The 17945-nt window shown below is 65.5% G+C and carries 17 protein-coding genes; 6 read left to right on the top strand and 11 right to left on the bottom strand.

Going from position 1 to position 17945, the window contains the following annotated elements; all coding sequences use genetic code 11:
- Positions 1 to 2: 2 nt before the first annotated feature.
- Positions 3 to 692, bottom strand: coding sequence for a phosphate regulon transcriptional regulator PhoB (phoB, locus tag VI26_RS01525; protein ID WP_019101332.1), 690 nt, complete (start codon positions 690 to 692; stop codon positions 3 to 5).
- A gap of 429 nt (positions 693 to 1121) precedes the next feature.
- Between phoB and VI26_RS01520 the strand changes: the two genes are divergently transcribed.
- The 4 genes from VI26_RS01520 to VI26_RS01505 all read left to right on the top strand — a co-directional run bounded on the left by VI26_RS01520 (position 1122) and on the right by VI26_RS01505 (position 4310).
- A complete protein-coding gene (locus VI26_RS01520; protein ID WP_048407980.1) occupies positions 1122 to 1565 on the top strand; it encodes an Lrp/AsnC family transcriptional regulator in 444 nt (147 codons plus the stop codon).
- A gap of 223 nt (positions 1566 to 1788) precedes the next feature.
- Positions 1789 to 2610: an IclR family transcriptional regulator gene (locus VI26_RS01515; RefSeq protein ID WP_048407979.1), complete on the top strand. Its 822-nt coding sequence runs from the start codon at positions 1789 to 1791 to the stop codon at positions 2608 to 2610.
- 96 nt (positions 2611 to 2706) lie between these two features.
- The gene (locus VI26_RS01510; protein WP_053074169.1) at positions 2707 to 3903 is read left to right on the top strand and encodes an ABC transporter substrate-binding protein; all 1197 of its coding nucleotides are present in this window, start codon (positions 2707 to 2709) and stop codon (positions 3901 to 3903) included.
- Positions 3900 to 4310 carry a PaaI family thioesterase gene (locus VI26_RS01505; RefSeq protein WP_048407978.1) on the top strand — a complete coding sequence of 137 codons (411 nt, stop codon included), beginning with the start codon at positions 3900 to 3902 and terminating at the stop codon, positions 4308 to 4310. Before VI26_RS01510 ends, VI26_RS01505 begins: the two co-directional genes overlap by 4 nt.
- A gap of 55 nt (positions 4311 to 4365) precedes the next feature.
- Here the strand turns inward: VI26_RS01505 and gap are convergent, their stop codons facing one another.
- The 6 genes from gap to VI26_RS01475 all read right to left on the bottom strand — a co-directional run bounded on the left by gap (position 4366) and on the right by VI26_RS01475 (position 12878).
- A complete protein-coding gene (gene gap, locus VI26_RS01500) occupies positions 4366 to 5379 on the bottom strand; it encodes a type I glyceraldehyde-3-phosphate dehydrogenase (RefSeq protein ID WP_048407977.1) in 1014 nt (337 codons plus the stop codon).
- Positions 5380 to 5562: 183 nt separating this feature from the next.
- Positions 5563 to 7239 carry an N-acetylglucosamine-specific PTS transporter subunit IIBC gene (gene nagE, locus VI26_RS01495; RefSeq protein ID WP_082150818.1) on the bottom strand — a complete coding sequence of 559 codons (1677 nt, stop codon included), beginning with the start codon at positions 7237 to 7239 and terminating at the stop codon, positions 5563 to 5565.
- A gap of 119 nt (positions 7240 to 7358) precedes the next feature.
- Positions 7359 to 9863, bottom strand: a complete 2505-nt coding sequence (ptsP, locus tag VI26_RS01490) for a phosphoenolpyruvate--protein phosphotransferase (protein ID WP_048407976.1) — start codon at positions 9861 to 9863, stop codon at positions 7359 to 7361.
- A 159-nt stretch (positions 9864 to 10022) separates the two neighbouring features.
- Complete coding sequence (locus VI26_RS01485; RefSeq protein WP_048407975.1) at positions 10023 to 11033, bottom strand: SIS domain-containing protein; 1011 nt, start codon at positions 11031 to 11033, stop codon at positions 10023 to 10025.
- Positions 11026 to 12147 (bottom strand): N-acetylglucosamine-6-phosphate deacetylase, encoded by a 1122-nt coding sequence (nagA, locus tag VI26_RS01480; RefSeq protein ID WP_156183694.1) that lies wholly within the window; start codon positions 12145 to 12147, stop codon positions 11026 to 11028. Before nagA ends, VI26_RS01485 begins: the two co-directional genes overlap by 8 nt.
- The gene (locus VI26_RS01475; protein ID WP_048407974.1) at positions 12144 to 12878 is read right to left on the bottom strand and encodes a GntR family transcriptional regulator; all 735 of its coding nucleotides are present in this window, start codon (positions 12876 to 12878) and stop codon (positions 12144 to 12146) included. The genes nagA and VI26_RS01475 overlap by 4 nt, the downstream gene beginning before the upstream one ends.
- 441 nt (positions 12879 to 13319) lie before the next feature.
- Here VI26_RS01475 and VI26_RS01470 point away from each other — a divergent pair, with 441 nt between their 5' ends.
- On the top strand, positions 13320 to 14483 hold the full coding sequence (locus VI26_RS01470) for a lytic polysaccharide monooxygenase (protein ID WP_048407973.1): 1164 nt from the start codon (positions 13320 to 13322) through the stop codon (positions 14481 to 14483).
- 196 nt (positions 14484 to 14679) lie between these two features.
- On the top strand, positions 14680 to 15207 hold the full coding sequence (locus tag VI26_RS01465) for a cytochrome b (protein ID WP_048407972.1): 528 nt from the start codon (positions 14680 to 14682) through the stop codon (positions 15205 to 15207).
- Positions 15208 to 15257: 50 nt separating this feature from the next.
- Here VI26_RS01465 and yedA read toward each other — a convergent pair whose 3' ends face one another.
- Genes yedA through VI26_RS01445 form a run of 4 tightly spaced genes read right to left on the bottom strand, consistent with a single transcriptional unit; the run spans position 15258 to position 17757 of the window.
- Positions 15258 to 16154: a drug/metabolite exporter YedA gene (gene yedA / locus VI26_RS01460; protein WP_231580936.1), complete on the bottom strand. Its 897-nt coding sequence runs from the start codon at positions 16152 to 16154 to the stop codon at positions 15258 to 15260.
- Between the two features lie 52 nt (positions 16155 to 16206).
- Positions 16207 to 16866 (bottom strand): protein TolQ, encoded by a 660-nt coding sequence (gene tolQ, locus VI26_RS01455; RefSeq protein WP_369799179.1) that lies wholly within the window; start codon positions 16864 to 16866, stop codon positions 16207 to 16209.
- A 35-nt stretch (positions 16867 to 16901) separates the two neighbouring features.
- Positions 16902 to 17492 (bottom strand): L-threonylcarbamoyladenylate synthase, encoded by a 591-nt coding sequence (locus tag VI26_RS01450; RefSeq protein ID WP_082150816.1) that lies wholly within the window; start codon positions 17490 to 17492, stop codon positions 16902 to 16904.
- 58 nt (positions 17493 to 17550) lie between these two features.
- The gene (locus VI26_RS01445; protein ID WP_048407971.1) at positions 17551 to 17757 is read right to left on the bottom strand and encodes a hypothetical protein; all 207 of its coding nucleotides are present in this window, start codon (positions 17755 to 17757) and stop codon (positions 17551 to 17553) included.
- Positions 17758 to 17945: the final 188 nt, after the last annotated feature.

Below are 17945 nucleotides of genomic sequence, written 5' to 3'. Positions count from 1 at the left end.
CCTCACTGCTGGGTGGAGAAGCGGTAGCCGGTGCCGCGCACGGTCTGGATCAGCGCATCGTGGCCGGTGCCCTCCAGCGCGCTGCGCAGCCGGCGGATATGCACGTCCACGGTGCGTTCTTCCACGAACACATGGTCGCCCCATACCTGGTCCAGCAACTGGGAGCGCGAATGCACCCGCTCCGGATGAGTCATGAAGAAGTGCAGCAGGCGGAATTCGGTGGGGCCCAGATCGATGACGCCGCCGTTGCCGGTGACGCGATGGGTGACCGGGTCCAGCCGCAGGCCTTGCACGTCCACCGCATCGTCGGTCATCTGCGGCGCGCGGCGGCGCAGCACCGCCTTGATGCGCGCCAGCAGCTCGCGCGGCGAGAACGGCTTGGTGATGTAATCGTCGGCGCCGGTTTCCAGACCGGTGATCTTGTCCTGCTCGTCCGAGCGCGCGGTCAGCATGATGATGGGCACATGGCGGGTGCGCTCGTCGGCGCGCAGGCGCTTGGCGATGTCCACGCCGCTGGCGCCCGGCAGCATCCAGTCCAGCAGCACCAGATCCGGCAGCGCGTTGCGCACCAGCGTCAGCGCCGCTTCGGCGGTGCTGGCCCGCAGCACATGGTGGCCGGCCTGCGCCAGGTTGAAGGCAATCAGCTCCTGGATTGCCGGTTCGTCTTCAACAAGCAAGATATTGGCTGGCATGGTTGATCCATTCCCGTTTGAGTGTGTGGCAAGGATAAAAACGGGTGATTACAAAAATATGACATTTCGTCAAACTTTCCCACTTTGGCGCAGATTATTTTAACGCGCCAGCCGTAGACGTCGCCAAAGCCAAAAAAAACGGGCCTGTTGCTGTGAACAGGCCCGGAATGGTCGTCGTCAATACAGATTTGATCTGACTAGAGACCAGGGACAAAGAGATCACCAGGACAGTTTCAAATGAGAGCGTATTGGGACAGTTCTCATCCGCAACGGATCTGGACAGGCGGGCCGCGGGACAGTGCGGCCAACCCTGATACGGCCAGCATTTTACGTAGCAAACAGGCGTTTTTATCAGATGGTTGATTGGATTTTCAGCCATTTCACCTTTTTTTATAAGTTTGTTTCGTCATATTTCCTTATAATCGAAGAATGGATAAGTTTGATAGAAAAATCATCGCCGCACTGCACGAAAACGCCCGCATCAGCTTCGCGGAACTGGCCCGGCGCGTGAACCTGTCGCCGCCGGCGGTGGCGGACCGGGTGAGCAAACTGGAGCGCGGCGGAGTGATCACCGGCTACCGCGCCACCATCGACCCCAACAAGGTGGGCATGCCGATCTGCTGCATGATAGAGCTGACGGTCAAGCATCTGGAGTACTTCGCGGTGATAGAGGAAATCCGCACCATGCCGGAGATCATCGAATGCATGTCGGTGACCGGCACCAGCGGGCTGATGATGAAGGTGGTGGTGGACAATATGCCCACGCTGCAGGCATTGATCGCGCGCCTGATGCAGTTCGGCGATACCAAGACCTCGATCGTGATCGAGGTTCCGGTGCCGCCACGCCTACCCGATCTGCAGCAGGACGACTGAAAACGCTTGTGGTCAAATGGCCACAGCCCGCACCAACGCCTCTCTGCCCCCAACTATCTGATTTTTAATCGTTCCTGCGCTAGCACCCCGCCGCAGTGACGCGGGCAATTTCGCACAGCGAAACTTAATTTCGAAACAATCCCCTTCCGCCACCCCGGCGCATACAGTGGAAGCGCACTCTGGGCCGGTTGCCGATGGCTGGCCCGTCAGCGAAGGGGATGCAATGAAGCCCAGCTTTCCGGACTGGCCGCTGCTGGCGCCAGACATGGTGGAAGCCGACGATAAGCGGCAATTCGTCACCGCGCTGGCGCGCGGCCTGGAACTGCTGCGCTGCTTCACTCCGGACGGCAAGGCGCTGGGCAATCAGGAACTGGCATGCCGCAGCGGTCTGCCCCGCCCCACGGTGTCGCGCCTGACGCATACGCTGACCCGGCTGGGTTATCTGCGCTACACGCCGGCCTCCGGCAAATACCATTTGGAAATCGGCGTGCTGGCCTTCGGCTATGCGATGCTGGGCAATCTGGCCATCTGCGACGCCGCGCATGCGCCGATGGCGGCGCTGGCGCGCCAGGCCCAGGCCGCGGTGGCGATAGGCGCCCGCGACCGCTTGGACATGGTGTATCTGCACGTGGCGCACAGCGAGGCCCACCTCACCATGCGCCGCCAGGTCGGCTCGCGCATTCCGCTGCACAGTTCAGCCATGGGCAAGGCTTGCCTGGCGGCCATGCCGGAAACCGAACGCGCCTTTCTGCTGGAACACCTCCGCCGCCGCCGCCCCGACGATTGGGCCGCCATCCGGCTGTCGCTGGAACAGGCATTCCGCGATTACGCCGAACGCGGTTTCTGCCTGTCTCTGGGCGAGTGGCAGCGCGGCGTCAACTCAGTCGGCGTCGCGATGCGCCATCCCAGCCACGGCCTGATCTCCTTCAACTGCGGCGGACCCAGCTTCCAGCTCAAGCGCCGCCGGCTGGAGGAAGACATCGGACCGCGGCTGCTGGACATGGCGCGTAGTCTGGCCGCGATGGACTTCGACAACGACCATTAGCAAAAGGAGTCGATGATGATTCACGATCCCAACTCACAATGCCCCCGGCCGGAAACCACGCGGCGCTTGCACAAACCGGCACCACGGGCGCGTCCGGTGCCGGTCTTAAACGGCGGGCTGTTGCTCGGCATCCTCATCTCCAGCGCCCTCGCCGCCGACTGCCGCGCCGCCGAATTCCTGGTCGGCGTGCCGCTGTCGCTCAGCGGCGGCCTGGCTCGCGTCGGCAGCGAAATGGAACGCGGCATCGCCACCGCCGCCGCCGACTTCAACCAGTCCCAGTCGCGCCATCGCATCCGCTTGCTGGTGCAGGACGACGAGTCCGCGCCGGCCAAGGCGGTGGCCGCGGTCGAACGGCTGGCCAGCCAGGGCGTCGTCGCCATCGTCGGCGGCTACAGCTCCAATATCGTCGCTCCGGCCTCGGACAGCGCCAACAGGCTGGGCCTGGTCTACCTGACCAGCGGCGCGCTGAGCCAGGGCCTCAGCCGCCGCGGCCTGTCCAACTTCTTTCGCATCAACGACAACAACGGCTATGCGCGGGCGGTGTCCCGCTTCCTCGCAGAGGTCGGCGTCGCATCGGTGTCCATTCTTTATTCCAACCGCGATGCCAGCCAAGAGTTGGCTCAGCTGCTGCTGCGGCACAACCAGGCACGCGGCATCCGACGCAACCTCATGCATGGCTTCGAACCCGGGGTGCAGGATTTCAAGCCCTTGCTCAACAAGGTGCGGCTGCGGGACAAGCCGGACATCATCGTGATGATCGCCTATGAAAACGACTATATCGGCATGCTGCGCGCCGCCCGCGTGCTCAAGCCGGAGGTCAAGGCTATGCTGGGGGTCTGGGGCCTGGCCACCTCGAAGATGGCCGCCGATTTCCCGGAACTGGTCAACAATGTGCTGGGAGCGGCCTTGCTGTCCTATCCACCCAGTTTCAAAACCGAGGCCGGTCGACGCTTCTACGCCAGCTACCATGCGCGCTACCGGAATGCGCCGGACTACATGAGCGAGATGGCCTATGTGCAAGGCCAGGTTTTGTTCGAGGCCATCGCCCGCGCCGCCGACAAGGGCAGCCTGAAACGCCCCGGCGGACTGGCGGCGGAGCTGCGCAACACCCGGCGCGACACCTTGATCGGCCCGCTCAGCTTCGACGCCAATGGCGACAATCCCCACTTCACCCAATACATAGGCCAGCATCAGGACGGCGGCCGCGTGGTGCTGGTCTCGCCCGCCGCGCAGGCCACCGGCAAGCTGAATTACCCAGCGGTGCCGTGGCAGATCAAAGGCAAAGATCAATGACCGACTTTGTTTCCCCCGCCGCCCCCGAGCACGGCTTGCGCGAACTGCTGGGCTTCCACGTCGTCCGCTGGGAAGCCGGCCTTGCCATCGTCGAACTGGACATCGGCCCTCGGCATTTGAACCCGGCCGGCGTGGTGCACGGCGGCGTCTACGCCGCCTTGCTGGACGCGGCCTGCGGGCTGTGTGGCACCTGGCGGCCGCTGGGCGAGACGCCGCGCGCCTGCGTCACCTTGTCGCTGACCACCAGCTTCACTCGCCAGGTCTGCGCCGGCCGCATCCACACGGTGGCCACCCTGCGCAGCCAGGGGCGGCGCATCTACCATGCCAGCGCGGAAGCGTTCGACGAGCAGCGACGGCTGCTGGCCTTTGGCGAAGCCTGCCTGCGCTACCGCGGTGCGCCGGAATGAAATCAGGCCATGGTTCCTTGGAACCATGGCCTGAGCGGTGCAACAGCCGGCGAGCTTACTTGGCGGCCTGCCAGGCCACCGCGGTATCGATCATACGGTTGGAGAAGCCCCATTCATTGTCGTACCAGGCCAGCACTTTGACTTCGCGACCGCCGATCACGCGGGTCAGCGTCGCGTCGAAGGTGCTGGACGCCGGGTTGTGCAGGAAGTCGCAGGACACCAGCGGCAAGGTGTTGACGCCGAGCACGCCCTTCAACGGGCCGTTGGCGGCGGCGGTGATCAGCTGGTTCACTTCTTCCTTGCTGGTATCGCGGCCGGCGGTGAAGGTCAGGTCCACCAGCGACACATTGCTGACCGGCACGCGCACGGCGAAACCGTCCAGCTTGCCTTTCAGCTGCGGCAGCACCAGGCCAACCGCGGCGGCGGCGCCGGTCTTGGTCGGGATCATGGACACGGCGGCGGAACGGGCGCGGCGCAGATCCTTGTGATCGGTGTCCAGCAGCACTTGGTCGTTGGTGTAGGCGTGCACCGTGGTCATCAAACCGCGTTCGATGCCTATGGTGTCGATCAGCGGCTGCACCATCGGGGCCAGACAGTTGGTGGTGCAGGACGCGTTGGAAACGATGGTCATCGCGCTGCTCAACTGCTGATGGTTGACGCCGTAAACCACGGTGGCGTCCACGCCTTCGCCGCCCGGAGCGGAGATCAGCACTTTCTTGGCGCCGGCCTGCAGATGCGCGCCGGCTTTTTCGCGGGAGGTGAACAAGCCGGTGCATTCCATCACCACGTCCACGTTCAATTCTTTCCACGGCAGCTCGGCCGGGTTGCGGATGGCCAGCAGCTTGATCTTCTTGCCATTGACCACCAGATGATCGCCGTCCAACGCCACGGAAGCGGCGAACGGACCATGCACGCTGTCGTAACGGGTCAGGTGTTCATGCAGCTCCGGCGAGGCCAGATCGTTGATGGCGACGATCTCGATGTCCTGATCGGCATAGCGCTCTTGCCATGCACGCACAATCATGCGGCCGATGCGGCCGTAACCATTGATAGCAACTCGCAACGTCATGATGCATCCTCCAAGTTGAAATGGCGCAAGGTCATCTTCCCGTGCCCTGCGCCACCACTGTCCGCCTGATTCCGCTTGTAATCAACTCGCTACATAAGTAGTGGGCGAATTACCAACATCGACAGTGCGGAAATTCCGCCAGCGCTTGCCGTGCGTCAAATTCCGCTGCCCGCCGTCCGGTGTTCAACCCTGCAGCGCGGCCGCGTAATCGCCAGCGTCGCTATTCAATACTATATGCAATAGCGTGCCGGAGAAGGCGGTGACGCCGCTGGCGCCCAACTGCTGCAAAGCCGCCTGGTCCACCAAGGCCGCGTCGGCCACTTCCACCCGCAGCCGGCTGCCGGCCACGGCCTCCACCTTGCGCACATTGGCCGCGCCACCCAGCGCCGCCAGCCAGCGTTCGCGGTCGATGCCGACCACTTCGCCCAAGGCCTGAACCGGCGCCGTGGCGGACGGCGCGGCAGCCGCTTCGGGATTGCCCAGCGCGACGCGGATCTCGTCGGCGATCAGATCCGCCTCCGGTCCCAGCACCACTTGCACGCTGCCGGCGGCCGGCTTGATCAGGCCGCGCGAACCCAGCGCCTTCAGCGCGGCTTCGTCCACCTTGTCATTGCTGGCCACTTGCAGGCGCAAGCGGGTGGTGCAGGCGTCAACGGATTTCAGATTGGCGCCGCCGCCCAGCGCGGCGATGAAGGCGCGCGCGCGGCCGCTGCCGGCAGAGACAGCCGCCATGGCCACAACGACATCTTCACGGCCCGGGGTTTTGAGGTCGAACTTCTTGATGAAGAACACGAACAGCACGTAGTAGAGCGCGAAATAGCCTATGCCCACCGGAATCAGCAACAACGGATTGGTGGACAGGCCGAAGTTCAGCAGGTAATCGAACAGGCCGGCGGAGAAGCCGAAACCCAGCTTGATGTTGAACGCGTGCATCAAGGCCATGGCCAGGCCGGTCAGCACCGCGTGGATGGCGTACAGCGCCGGGGCCAGGAACATGAAGGCGAATTCCACCGGCTCGGTGACGCCGGTCAGCATCGCGGTCAGCGCCATCGAGAACAGCAGGCCGCCGACGGCTTGCTTGTTTTCCGGCTTGGCGGTGCGGTACATCGCCAGGCAGGCGGCCGGCAGGCCGAACATCATCACCGGGAAGAAGCCGGACATGAACATGCCGGCCGTCTTGTCGCCGGCGAAGAAACGGGTCAGATCGCCGTGCACCACCTTGCCGGCGGCACTGGCGAAGTCGCCCACCTGGAACCAGACTATGGTGTTGAGGATGTGATGCAGGCCGGTGACGATAAGCACGCGGTTGAGCACGCCATAGGCGAACACGCCGATCTCGCCGGCGCCGATCAGCCAGCGGCCCACGCTATCGATGCCGATCTGCACCGGCATCCACACATAGCCGAGCACCGCGCCCAGCAGCAGCATGGAAAAACCGGTGACGATGGGCACGAAGCGCTTGCCGCCGAAGAAGGCCAGATAGCTGGGCAGCTTGATGTCCTTGTAGCGGTTGTACAAGGCGCCGGCCACCAGGCCGGACAGGATGCCGGACAGCACCCCCATATTGAGTTTTTCGTCTATCACCTTCAGCACCGCGGTGATCACCAGGTAGCCGATGGCGCCGGCCAGGCCGGAGGTGCCGTTATTGTCCTTGGCGAAGCCCACCGCCACGCCGATGGCGAAAATCAGCGCCAGGTTGCCGAAAATGGCGTCACCCGCCTGGGCCATCATCTTGATGTTGAGCAGATCGGGCTGGCCCAGGCGCAGCAGCAGGCCCGCCACCGGCAGAACGGCGATAGGCAGCATCAGCGCGCGGCCTAGCTGCTGGATGCCGGCGAATTTATTGTCAGAGGTACTCACGTCTCATCTCCCAATGTTTGGTCGCCATGGAGGCATGGCGTCCCAGCCTTCTTGTGTGTGTTGCGCTAAGTGTCTCGCTGCCGCGTTGTCCCCGCGGCATGCGCGTCAAACCTCGAACTTCAATCCAGCGGCCACCATTCGGCGGCGCGCGCGCGCACCGCGGCGGCGGCGTCCAGCGCCAGCAGCGCTTCTGCGCGCTGGCGACAGCCTTGCTGTTCCAGCGTTCTCACCCTGGCCTTGATCTCCGGCACCAGGCCGGGGCTGACCGACAGCTCGGCGACACCGAGGCCGACCAGCACCGGCGTCGCCAGCGGATCCGAAGCCAGCGCGCCGCACACGCCCACCCATTTGCCGTGCCGGCTGGCGCCGGCCACGGTCTGAGCGATCAGGCGCAGCAGCGCCGGATGCAGCGCGTCCAGGCTGGCGGCCAGCGAGGCGTTGCAGCGGTCCATCGCCAGCGTGTATTGGGTCAGATCATTGGTGCCTATGGACAGGAAATCGGCCTCGGCGGCCAGTTGGTCGGCCAGCAGCGCGGCGGAGGGCACTTCCACCATCACGCCCAACTGCGGCCGCTCGCTCAGCCCCATTTCCTCGGCCAGTTCGTCGATGCGCCGACGCAGGCGTCGCAGTTCGCCGACCTCGGCGATCATCGGCACCAGGATGCGCAGCCGCGACAAGGGCTGCAGCATCAGCAGCGCGCGCAGCTGTTCGTCCAGCATTTCCGGGTGGGCGAAGCCGGTGCGGATGCCGCGCAGGCCCAAGGCCGGGTTGGGTTCCGGCGGCAGGGTCAGATAGGGCACTTCCTTATCGCCGCCCACGTCCAGCGTGCGGATGATGGCGGCGCGGCCCTGCAATTCGTCCAGCACCGCCTGATAGGCATTGGCCTGTTCATAGCGATCCGGCGCGTGCTGGCGGTCGATGAACAGGAATTCAGTGCGCAGCAGGCCGACGCTGTCGGCGCCGTGGAGCACCGCGTCGCGCGCGTCCTGCTCATTGGCGATATTGGCGGCCACTTCGATGCGCACGCCATCCAGCGTCACCGCCGCGCCATCGGCGTCGGCGCGCATCGCCGCGCGGCGCTGTTCCAGCGCGCTCATCTGCTGCCGCGCGGTGGCCAAGGCGTAGGCGTCCGGCTCCGGCTGACACCAGCCCTGGCCGGCGTCCAGCAGCAATTGGCTGCCGGCTTCCAGCCGCAGCACCTGCGGTCCACACGCCACCAGCGCCGGAATGCCGAGCGCGCGCGCCAGGATGGCCACGTGGCCGCTGGCGCCGCCGGCGGCGGACAGAATGCCGGCCACCCGCTCGCGCGGCAGCCGGGTCAATTCGGAAGGGGCCAGGTCCTCGGCCACCAGGATGGAGGCCGGATACAGTTCGGGCGCGCCTTGCGCGTCGCCGAGCAGCGCCTGCAGCACCTGACGTTCGATGTCCTTGAGATCGGTTGCCCGTTCCGCCAGCAAGGGGCTGCCCAGGCCGGACAGCACGCGGCATTGCGTGCGCACCGCCTGGCGGAAAGCGTGGCCGGCGCCGTGGCCGGCGGCGATGTCCCGCTCGGCGGCGGCTTGCAGCTCAGGGTCTTCCACCAGCGCCAGATGCGCGGAGAAAATATCGCTCTGCGAGGTCTGGCCGCGACGCAGCGCGTCGTCGATGGCGGTGGCAATGCCGGAGCTGACTTGAGCCAGCGCCCGGCGCAGCTGTTCGCGTTCCTCGTCGGCGTTGACCGCGAACTCCGGCAGCGCCGGCTCGAAAGCGTCCAGGCGCACCACCTGGCCGATGGCCAGGCCCGGCGCGGCGCACACGCCGCCTATCCAGCCGGCCGGCAGGTCGCGCGCCGGCGCGCTGACGACCGTCGCCGGCGCGCCGTGGCCGGATTCGGTGCGGGTCTGCAAGGCGGTGATCACCGCGGCCGCGGCCGCGGCGGCATCCTCGCCCTGGGCCAGCACCGCCACATCGTCGTCCTCGGCCACGCCCAGGCCCATCAAGGCCACCACGCTGCGGGCATTGGCCGCCTGGCCGTTGAATTCCACCCGCACGCTGGCGCGATATTGACGCGCCGCGTTCTGCACCAAGGCCGCCGGCCGCGCGTGCAGGCCGCCGGCATGGCGCACCGTGGCCTGGCCGCGGCTTTGCGGGCCCTCGTCGGCCAGGTCTTCGGCGCCATTGCCGCCGCCGCTCAGCGTCAGCAACGGGGTGCGCCCGGCTTGCAGCATGCCTTCCGCCTTATGCTCCAGCGCGTAGTCCTCGCCATTGGCGATCACCACCATGGTCAGCAACGACGGTGCGCGGCGCGCCACCGCGTCCAGGTCCACCTCGATCAGCGGCTGGCCGCGACGCACGCGCTCTCCGGTCCGCACCAGGGGCCGGAAACCGTCACCGTCCAGCTTGACGGTATCGATGCCGATATGGATCAGCACTTCCGCGCCATTGGCCGCGCGCAGCGTCAGCGCGTGACCGGTGCGCGCCAGTTGCGCCACCTCCCCGTCACAGGGCGCCAGCAGGGTGCCGGACAGCGGTTCGATCGCCAGGCCGTCGCCCATCATCAGGCCGGCGAACACCGGATCGGGCACCCGGTTCAGCGCTACCGCCGGGCCGTCGAACGGCGCGGTGAGTTCGAGCGTAGCAGACATGGGGACTCCTCCATCTTGTTGTTGAGCGCCGCGCCGGGCCGGTCCCTATCGGCCCTGGCGGCGAGCCCGCCGGCAAGGACGGGCGCTTGCGACGCGCCCCGATTCGCATGGCTGATCGGGGCGCGGTTTTCTTCTGGTGCGGTGCTGCGCGCCGAGCGCTCAGCGGGTGCAGGTCACCTTGGACAGATGGCGCGGCACGTCGGGGTTCAGGCCGCGCGCCTCGGACAGGCTCGCCGCCATCAGGTAGAAGCTCTGCACCGCCAGCAGCGGGTCCAGCGCCGGGTCGTCGGCCAGCGCCAGCGTCAGGTCGCGGCTGGCGACATCGGCCGGCGCGGCCAGCAGCACCTTGGCGCCGCGACCGCGCATCTCGGCGGCCAATTCGATCAGCCCCTGCTGCTCGGGTCCGCGCGGCGCGAAAATCAGCAGCGGATAGCCATCGTCGATCAGCGCCATCGGGCCGTGCTTGATCTCGGCGCCGGAGAAGGCCTCGGCCTGGATCACGCAGGTTTCCTTGAACTTGAGCGCGGCTTCCAGCGCCACGGTGAAGCCCAGGCCGCGGCCCACCACCATGATGCGTTCGGCGTCCACCAGCGCGTCCACCGCCGGCCGCCAGTCCTGGCGCGTGGCTTCGGTCAGGCGCTGCGGCAGATTGGCCAGCGCGGCCAGCAGGCCTTCATCGCCCTGCCAGTGCGCGACCAAACGCGCCACCGCGGACAGGGTGGCGATATAGCTCTTGGTCGCGGCCACGCTTTTCTCGTCGCCGGCGCACAAGGGCACCGCCCATTCGCAGGCGGCGGCCAGCGGCGATTGATGTTTGTTGACCAGCGCGACGGTGCGCGCGCCGGCGACGCCCAGCGCCTTCATGGTGTCGATCAGATCCGGGCTCTGACCGGACTGGGACAAGGCCACCGCCAACTGGCCCTTCACCGCCAGCGGCGCCTGATGCAGGGTGATCAGCGACATCGGCAAGGACACCACCGGCACGCCCAGGCGCTGCATCGCCAGGTAGGCGAAATAATTGGCGGCGTGGTCGGAACTGCCGCGGGCCACGGTCAGCGCCAGGCTGGGGCGTTCCGCCGCCAGCGCGCGGCCCAAGGCGGCCAGCGCTTCATCGGCGTACATATGCTGCGCGGCCACCGCTTCGGCGGCGTACAGCGCTTCTTCAAGCATCAACGAGGCCAATCTGTTCTCCCTCTACGTAGACTTGCTGCAAATTCAAATCCGCGTCCATCACCACGATGTCGGCCCAGGCGCCGGCGGCGAGGCGGCCGCGATCGGCCAGGCCCAGGTAGTCGGCCGGGTACAAGGACATGCGGTTCGACGCATCGGCCAGCGGCAGTCCGATGGACACCAGATTGCGCAGCGCCTGATCGGTGGTCAGCGTGCTGCCGGCCAGGGTACCGTCGGCCAGGCGCACGCCGCCCATGCACTTGGTCACCGAGTGCGAACCCAGCTTGTATTCGCCGTCCGGCATGCCGGCGGCGGCGGTGGAATCGGTAACGCAGTACAGGCGCGGAATCGAGCGCAGGGCGGCACGGATCGCGCCGGGGTGGACGTGGAGCAGATCGGGAATCAGCTCGGCGTACTCGGCATGCGCCAGCGCCGCGCCCACCATGCCGGGCTCGCGGTGGTGCAGGCCGCTCATCGCATTGAACAGATGGGTGAAGCCGGACGCGCCTTGCTCCAGCGCCTGCACCCCGTCTTCGTAACTGCCCAGGGTATGACCCAGCTGTACCTTGACGCCCTGCTGCGCCAACTGGCGGATGATGTCCATATGGCCGGCGATTTCCGGCGCCAGCGTGATCAGCGACACCGGCGCCAGCGCGCGATAGGCGTCCACTTGGGCCATCACCGCGCGACAGGCGTCGTCCGGCTGGGCGCCCAGCTTGCCGGGGTTGATGTAGGGGCCTTCCAGGTGAACGCCCAGGATGCGGGCGCCGCCGGGACGGCGTTCGCGACAGGAGGAACCGAGCGCGCGCAACACCTGTTCGATCTCGTCCGGCGGCGCGGTCATGGTGGTGGCCAGCAAGGATGTGGTGCCGAAGCGCGCATGCAGCCTGGCCACCTTTTCGGCGGCGCTGCCGCCTTCCATGATGTCAACGCCGCCGCCGCCATGGACGTGCAGGTCGATGAAGCCCGGCAGCAGATAGCGTTCGACCGCGCGGCCGGAAGCCAGCCGCGCGTCTATGGCCTCGATGCGGCCGTCGGCAGCCAGTTTCAGTTCGCCGTCCATCCAGCCGGCTTCGGTCAGGATGCGTCCTTGCAGCACTCGGTGTTGGGTCATCGTCTCAGTTCGGCAACAAAATCGTAGTAGTCGTTACGGCAATAGGTATCGGTCAATTCAATCGCGATGTTCTCGGCGTTGAAGCCGATGCGGGTGATCAGCAACATCGCTTCTCCGGGGCGGATGCCGGCCAGCGTGGCGATGTCGCCGGAGGCGTTCACCGCGCGGATATGCTGCAGCGCGCGCACCACCGAATGGCCGTTGGCGTCCAGATGGGCGTACAGCGAGGTGCCCACTTGCTGCGGCTCCGGCAGATAAGCCACCGGCAGCGTCGTCATCTCGATCGCCATCACCACCCCGTCGGCCAAGCGTTGGCGCTTCAGCCGCGACACTTGCGAGGTGGGCGACAGCCCCAGCTTGATCACTTCCTCATTGCTGGGCGCGAACACGCCGCGCTCCAGCCACACCGACGACGGCACGAAGCCGCGCTGGCGCAATTGTTCGGTAAAGCCGGTCAGCCGCGACAAGGGCTGTTCCAGCCGCGGCGTGATGAAGGTGCCCGAGCCCTGGCGCCGGCGAATCAGGCCCTGCTCCAGCAGCACATCCATCGCCTTGCGCGCCGTCACGCGCGAAATGCCCAGTTCTTCGGAAAACGTGCGCTCCGACGGCAGCGCCTCGTCCGCCTGCCACCAGCCGGCGTTGATGGCGTCGGCCAGTTTCCGCGACAGCTGCAGATACAGCGGCGTGGTCAGGGTTTCATCCGGTTTCAATGCTAGCCAGCGATTTTCCATGGGTTGTCTGCAAGTGGTCTGAAAACACCAGTGTATAACCGGCGTCCCCAAGCTGGCATCTCCGACACGAGCGCCGCGCGAATCCAGCGCTGCTGGCATACCGCGAACGTTAATACCACATTAATACCACGTCAATACCATTTTATTTACCCGCCTTGCCATCAGCTTGCTGCATGGCAGCAAAACGACAAAGGGATGATTTGGCAGGAAAAAATGACGGCCTCTCGCGCCGTGACCGTCGGGACAGGTCTGTGGATGAGCGTTTTTTGCAAGAATCAAGCGGTTGCAAGACCACACAGTAAGTATGGCAATAGTACCCATCGCCAAACTTACATTAAAAATAGTCGTCCCATTTTAAATCATATGGCATCCATATGATGATTGGACTGCTCGGCAAACTGCTGGGCGCTTGCATACCACTCGTAGCTCAAAGGAGTCAGAATGAAACCACAACTGCGCCTTCCCGCCGCCCTCGCCCTGGCCTGCCTCAGCGCGCCGCTCTGGGCCCACGGCACCATGGAAGTGCCGATCAACCGTACCTATAGCTGCTTCAAGGAGGGCGCGGAATCACCCAAGTCCGCCGCTTGCCAGGAAGCCCGCCGCGTGGGCGGCGCCCAGGCGATGTACGACTGGAACGGCATCAACCAGAATCCGCAGGGCGACAATCACGCGGCGGTGGTGCCGGACGGCAAGCTCTGCGCCGGCGGCCAGGACAAGTTCAAGGGCTTCAACCTGGCGCGCACCGACTGGCCGAAGACCAAGCTGGTGCCGGACGCCAACGGCAACTACGAGTTCGTCTACCACGCCACCGCGCCGCACTCGACCAAGTACTTCAAGTTCTATGTGACCAAGAACGGCTGGGATCAGAGCAAGCCGCTGAAATGGTCGGACCTGGATCCGCAGCCCTTCCACACCGTGACCGGCAATCCGCCGCTGGACGCCAACAAGCGCTACCACATGGTGGCCAAGCTGCCGGCCGGCAAGAGCGGTCCGCACATCATCTTCAATGTCTGGAAACGCGCGGACAGCGAGGAAGCGTTCTACTCGTGCTCCGACGTGGTGTTCGGCGATGGCACCAATCCGCCGGAACCGCCGCCGGTGACCAATCCGTGGAAGGAAATCGGCAAGGTGACCGCCTATGAGAACCTGCCGAACAACAGTACCGCCACGCTGCGCGTGTTCGACGCCAAGGGCGGCGACGCGGAAACCATCCAGGTCAAGTTGGACGCCGTCAGCGGCCAGATGGCCAACTGGCCATACGAGCTGGGCGTGAAAGTGAACGCGACTTCCAAGGCGATCCGCATCGGCGTGATGAACCAGAAGCAGCGCACGGTGAGCATCACGCCGGAACGCAGCGCCACCGCCAACCGCGTGTATTTGAATGACGGCTACAAGGGCTATACCTACCAGATCGACCTGAAGAAGGGCGACGGCGGCATCAACCCGCCGCCGGTGGGCGACGCCTGGAAAGAAGGCGTGTCCTACACCGCCGGCCAGATCGTCAGCTATCAGGGCAAGAAGTACCGCTGCCTGCAGCCGCACACCGCCTGGGCCGGCGCCGGCTGGACCCCGTCCAGCCAGCCCGCCTTGTGGGCACCGGTCTGAGCATCCCGCCCAGTCGGCGCGCGGGCTGAAGCTCTGACGCGCTGACTCGCCGGCCTTCCCGATCCCGGAAGGCCGGTTTCTCCCACCCTCCTCCTGCCGCGGGTCCACGCCTCGGACGGCGGCCATGCCATGCCCGCGACACAGGCAGGAGGGCTGCCGCGCGTCGCCTGCGGGATATGCAAGAAAGCCGATTCCGATGCCAAGCTCGACCCAGACCTATCCGCCCATCGCCGCCTGGCTGCACTGGATTTGCGCAGTCGTGATCCTGTGGGCCATGATCAGCGGCTTCGCGCTCGCCTCCGGCGCGCTGCCGCCCGCCGTCGCCGCGGCGATTCCGCCATTCAACGTCGCGCTGACCACGCTGTTGATGCCCGTGTTCCTGCTGCGCGTCGTCTACCGCGCCAGCTTCCGCATGCCGCCGCCGGCCGGCATTCCGCCGGCCAAGCACCGGCTGGCGCGCCGCGCGCATGCGCTGCTCTATCTGCTGAGTGGTTTATCGCTGGCCAGCGGCTGGTTGATGATGGAGCGGCCGGTCGACGTGTTCGGCCTGATCACGCTGCCGCCCAGCCTGGAGGCCGGAGCAAGCACCCAAGCGCTGGCCAGGCTGCACTTCGCCAGCAACGTTCTCTTGGCCCTGCTATTGACCGCCCATATCGGCGCGGTGATTCAACACCAGCGCCAGGGCCGGCGCCTGCTACGGCGTATGTCGCTACTGACGGGCTAAGAATCTGTTCAAAGTCTGCTGCGCTTCGGCGATACGGCGTTGAACAGGCTCTAACGCCGCCAACTGATCAACACCACCGCCGCCACGATCACGCTCATCGCCAGCATCTCGTGCAGGCCGATGTGCTCGCCGAGGAAGACCACGCCCAGCAAAACCGCGATCACCGGGTTGACGTAGGCGTAGCTGGTGGCGGCGGCCGGAGACACCGTCTTCAGCAAGTGCAGATAGGCGCTGTAAGCGATGATGGAGCCGAACACCGCCAGGTAAAACAAGGCCAGCCAGCTGGACAGAGTCGGCATCGCCTGCAGCTTCTCGCCATAAGCCTGGCTGGCCAGCAACAAGGCCGCGCCGCCGAAGATCATCATCCAGGCGCTGCCCATCGGTCCCTTGGGCTGAGCCAGATGGCGGCTCCAGGCCGAACCCAGCGCCCAACCGGCGGAGGCCAGCAGCAACAGCGCTGCGCCGCTGGGGCTGGCCTTCAGATTGGCCCCCATATTCAACAGCACCATGCCGCAAACGCCCAGACCAATGCCGGCCCATTCCACCTTGCGCGCCTTTTGACCGAACATGCGCGCGAACAACAGGGTGAACAGCGGCACGGTGGCGATCACCAAGGCGGCCACGCCCGAGGACACGTCTTTCTCCGCCACGGTGACCAAGCCGTTGCCCACCGCCGGCATCAGCACGCCGAGCAAGGCGGCGCCGCCCAGCTCGCGCGCGTTCGGCACCGGGTATTTGCGCAGCCACAGATAGGCCAGCATCAGCCAGCCGGCCAGGGAAAAGCGCAGGCCGGCCATCATCATCGGCGGCCAGGACTCGATGCCTATGCGTATGCCCATATAGGTTGAGCCCCAGATCACGTACAGGGCGAAGAAAGCGGCGAGGGTCAGCGGGGGGATGCGCGAAAACGGCATGGTGCGGCTCGGGAAGGTGGAACCGGATACCATGCCGTATGGGAATGTCCGTGGCAAGTCTAATTTTGCCGCGGACGCGGCCGACTCAACGCGTGGCCAGGCGCTGCAGGATGTTGGAGAACTCTTCCATATAACTGTCGAAGCGGGTGGCCAAGCGGTCGACGTCGGTGGCGAAGCGGTTATACGCCACCACCGCCGGAATCGCCGCGAACAGGCCGATGGCGGTGGCCACCAATGCCTCGGCGATGCCCGGAGCCACCGTGGACAAGGTGGCCTGGCCGGCATTGCCCAAGCCGATGAAGGCATGCATGATGCCCCACACCGTGCCGAACAGGCCAATGTAAGGGCTGACCGAGCCGACGGTGGCGAGGAAGGAAGTATGGCTGTCCAAAGTGTCCAGCTCGCGCTGCGCCGCCGCCTTCATCGCCCGGCGCGAGCCGGCCATGATGTCGGACAGCTCGGTGCCGTTGCGGCCGCGCAGTTTCAGGAACTCGGCGAAACCGGACTGGAAGATGCGCTCCATGCCCACGGTGTCGTTGCGGCGGCTGGCATCCTCATACAGACGATTCAAGTCCGCGCCGCTCCAGAAATTGCGCTCGAACTCGTCGCTATTGCGCCGCGCCGCGCGCAGCACCGCGATCTTGTTGAAAATCAACGCCCAGGACAGCACCGACATCAAGGCTAGGCCGGCCATCACCAATTGCACCATCAAGCTGGCGTCCAGGATCAGGCTCAGGAAAGAAATCTGTTGCACGGCAACTCCTCTTGTAATCGCCAGGCTCAGCGCAATACGCGGCCTGTTTCCAAATCAATGATGGTGGACGGTTTGCGCCGCTTGCCGATGCGGCCCGGCAGGGTCAGCACTCGCTGGCGGAAAGCCTGTTGGCAGGCGCGCGCGGTTTTCAGCGATTGCTGGCCGGCGCGGTTGGCCGAGGTGGACACCAGCGCCGTGCCCAGGCTGCGACACAGCGCGGCGGCCTCGCCATGGGCGGTGACGCGCACCGCGATCTTGTCGTGCTTGCCGCGCAGCGCCGGCGGCACCCGGCGCGAGGCCGGCAGCAAAAAAGTATATGGACCCGGCCAGTAGCGCGCCAGTTCCGCGTATTGAGCGGCGGACAGCGGGCGGATCAGGTGGCGGATCTGGCCGACATCGGCGGCGATCACGATCAGCCCCTTGTGATTGGGCCTGGCCTTGATCGCCAGAATCTTGCGGATGGCGCGCACATCCAGCGGATTGCAGCCCAGGCCGTAGCAGGACTCGGTGGAATAGGCGATGACCTCGCCCTGTTTCAGCGCGGCGCGGGCTTTGAGCTGCAACGGGCGTCCGGGCAGCCGGGGCAAGGGCCGCACCCGGCCGGGGGTGAACTTCATGATGATGGGCGGCGATACGAAAATAAAGCCGCATTGTACCGCTGTCCGCGGCGGCGACCTAGCGCTTCAACGCATCCCCATCGTCGTCTTCCGGCGCCGGGCGCCAGGCATAGCAACGCAGCGGCGGCCTGTCGCTGTGGAATTGTTTCAACCAATACGCCAGCCGGCGCCAGCAGCGGCGCTCATGGCGCAGGAAATGCGCAACCTTGCGCCATCGGCCTTCGGCTTCCGGCGCTGCCGCCGGTGCGATGTGATGGACTATCATGTGCCCTCCCCGACTCAGACTGGCGCACCCAACCAATATGGAAGGGCGCTACTACCACTTCCGAATTTAGGCTAAGCGACATCAAAGCGATGTCGAATTCCATAATGATTGGGTAAAAACCACATAAAATATCGGCACACGCGAGCAATGCTCGGATGAACGAATCGGCCCAATATTTGAAGCATGGC

It is taken from the genome of Chromobacterium sp. LK1, from assembly GCF_001043555.1.
GTDB classification, from domain to species: Bacteria; Pseudomonadota; Gammaproteobacteria; order Burkholderiales; family Chromobacteriaceae; genus Chromobacterium; species Chromobacterium aquaticum.
The sequence above is the reverse complement of the archived record's forward strand: the minus strand, read 5'-3'. Positions and strand labels throughout refer to the sequence as shown.

Bases quoted from the DNA above. Each gene is read 5' to 3' on its own strand.
- ptsP (WP_048407976.1), bottom strand. From the start codon at position 9,863: ATGTCTGCTACGCTCGAACTCACCGCGCCGTTCGACGGCCCGGCGGTA.
- VI26_RS01505 (WP_048407978.1), top strand. From the start codon at position 3,900: ATGACCGACTTTGTTTCCCCCGCCGCCCCCGAGCACGGCTTGCGCGAA.
- phoB (WP_019101332.1), bottom strand. From the start codon at position 692: ATGCCAGCCAATATCTTGCTTGTTGAAGACGAACCGGCAATCCAGGAG.
- yedA (WP_231580936.1), bottom strand. From the start codon at position 16,154: ATGGTATCCGGTTCCACCTTCCCGAGCCGCACCATGCCGTTTTCGCGC.
- VI26_RS01445 (WP_048407971.1), bottom strand. From the start codon at position 17,757: ATGATAGTCCATCACATCGCACCGGCGGCAGCGCCGGAAGCCGAAGGC.
- VI26_RS01470 (WP_048407973.1), top strand. From the start codon at position 13,320: ATGAAACCACAACTGCGCCTTCCCGCCGCCCTCGCCCTGGCCTGCCTC.
- VI26_RS01485 (WP_048407975.1), bottom strand. From the start codon at position 11,033: ATGCTTGAAGAAGCGCTGTACGCCGCCGAAGCGGTGGCCGCGCAGCAT.
- gap (WP_048407977.1), bottom strand. From the start codon at position 5,379: ATGACGTTGCGAGTTGCTATCAATGGTTACGGCCGCATCGGCCGCATG.
- VI26_RS01475 (WP_048407974.1), bottom strand. From the start codon at position 12,878: ATGGAAAATCGCTGGCTAGCATTGAAACCGGATGAAACCCTGACCACG.
- VI26_RS01515 (WP_048407979.1), top strand. From the start codon at position 1,789: ATGAAGCCCAGCTTTCCGGACTGGCCGCTGCTGGCGCCAGACATGGTG.
- VI26_RS01450 (WP_082150816.1), bottom strand. From the start codon at position 17,492: ATGAAGTTCACCCCCGGCCGGGTGCGGCCCTTGCCCCGGCTGCCCGGA.
- nagA (WP_156183694.1), bottom strand. From the start codon at position 12,147: ATGACCCAACACCGAGTGCTGCAAGGACGCATCCTGACCGAAGCCGGC.
- VI26_RS01520 (WP_048407980.1), top strand. From the start codon at position 1,122: ATGGATAAGTTTGATAGAAAAATCATCGCCGCACTGCACGAAAACGCC.
- VI26_RS01465 (WP_048407972.1), top strand. From the start codon at position 14,680: ATGCCAAGCTCGACCCAGACCTATCCGCCCATCGCCGCCTGGCTGCAC.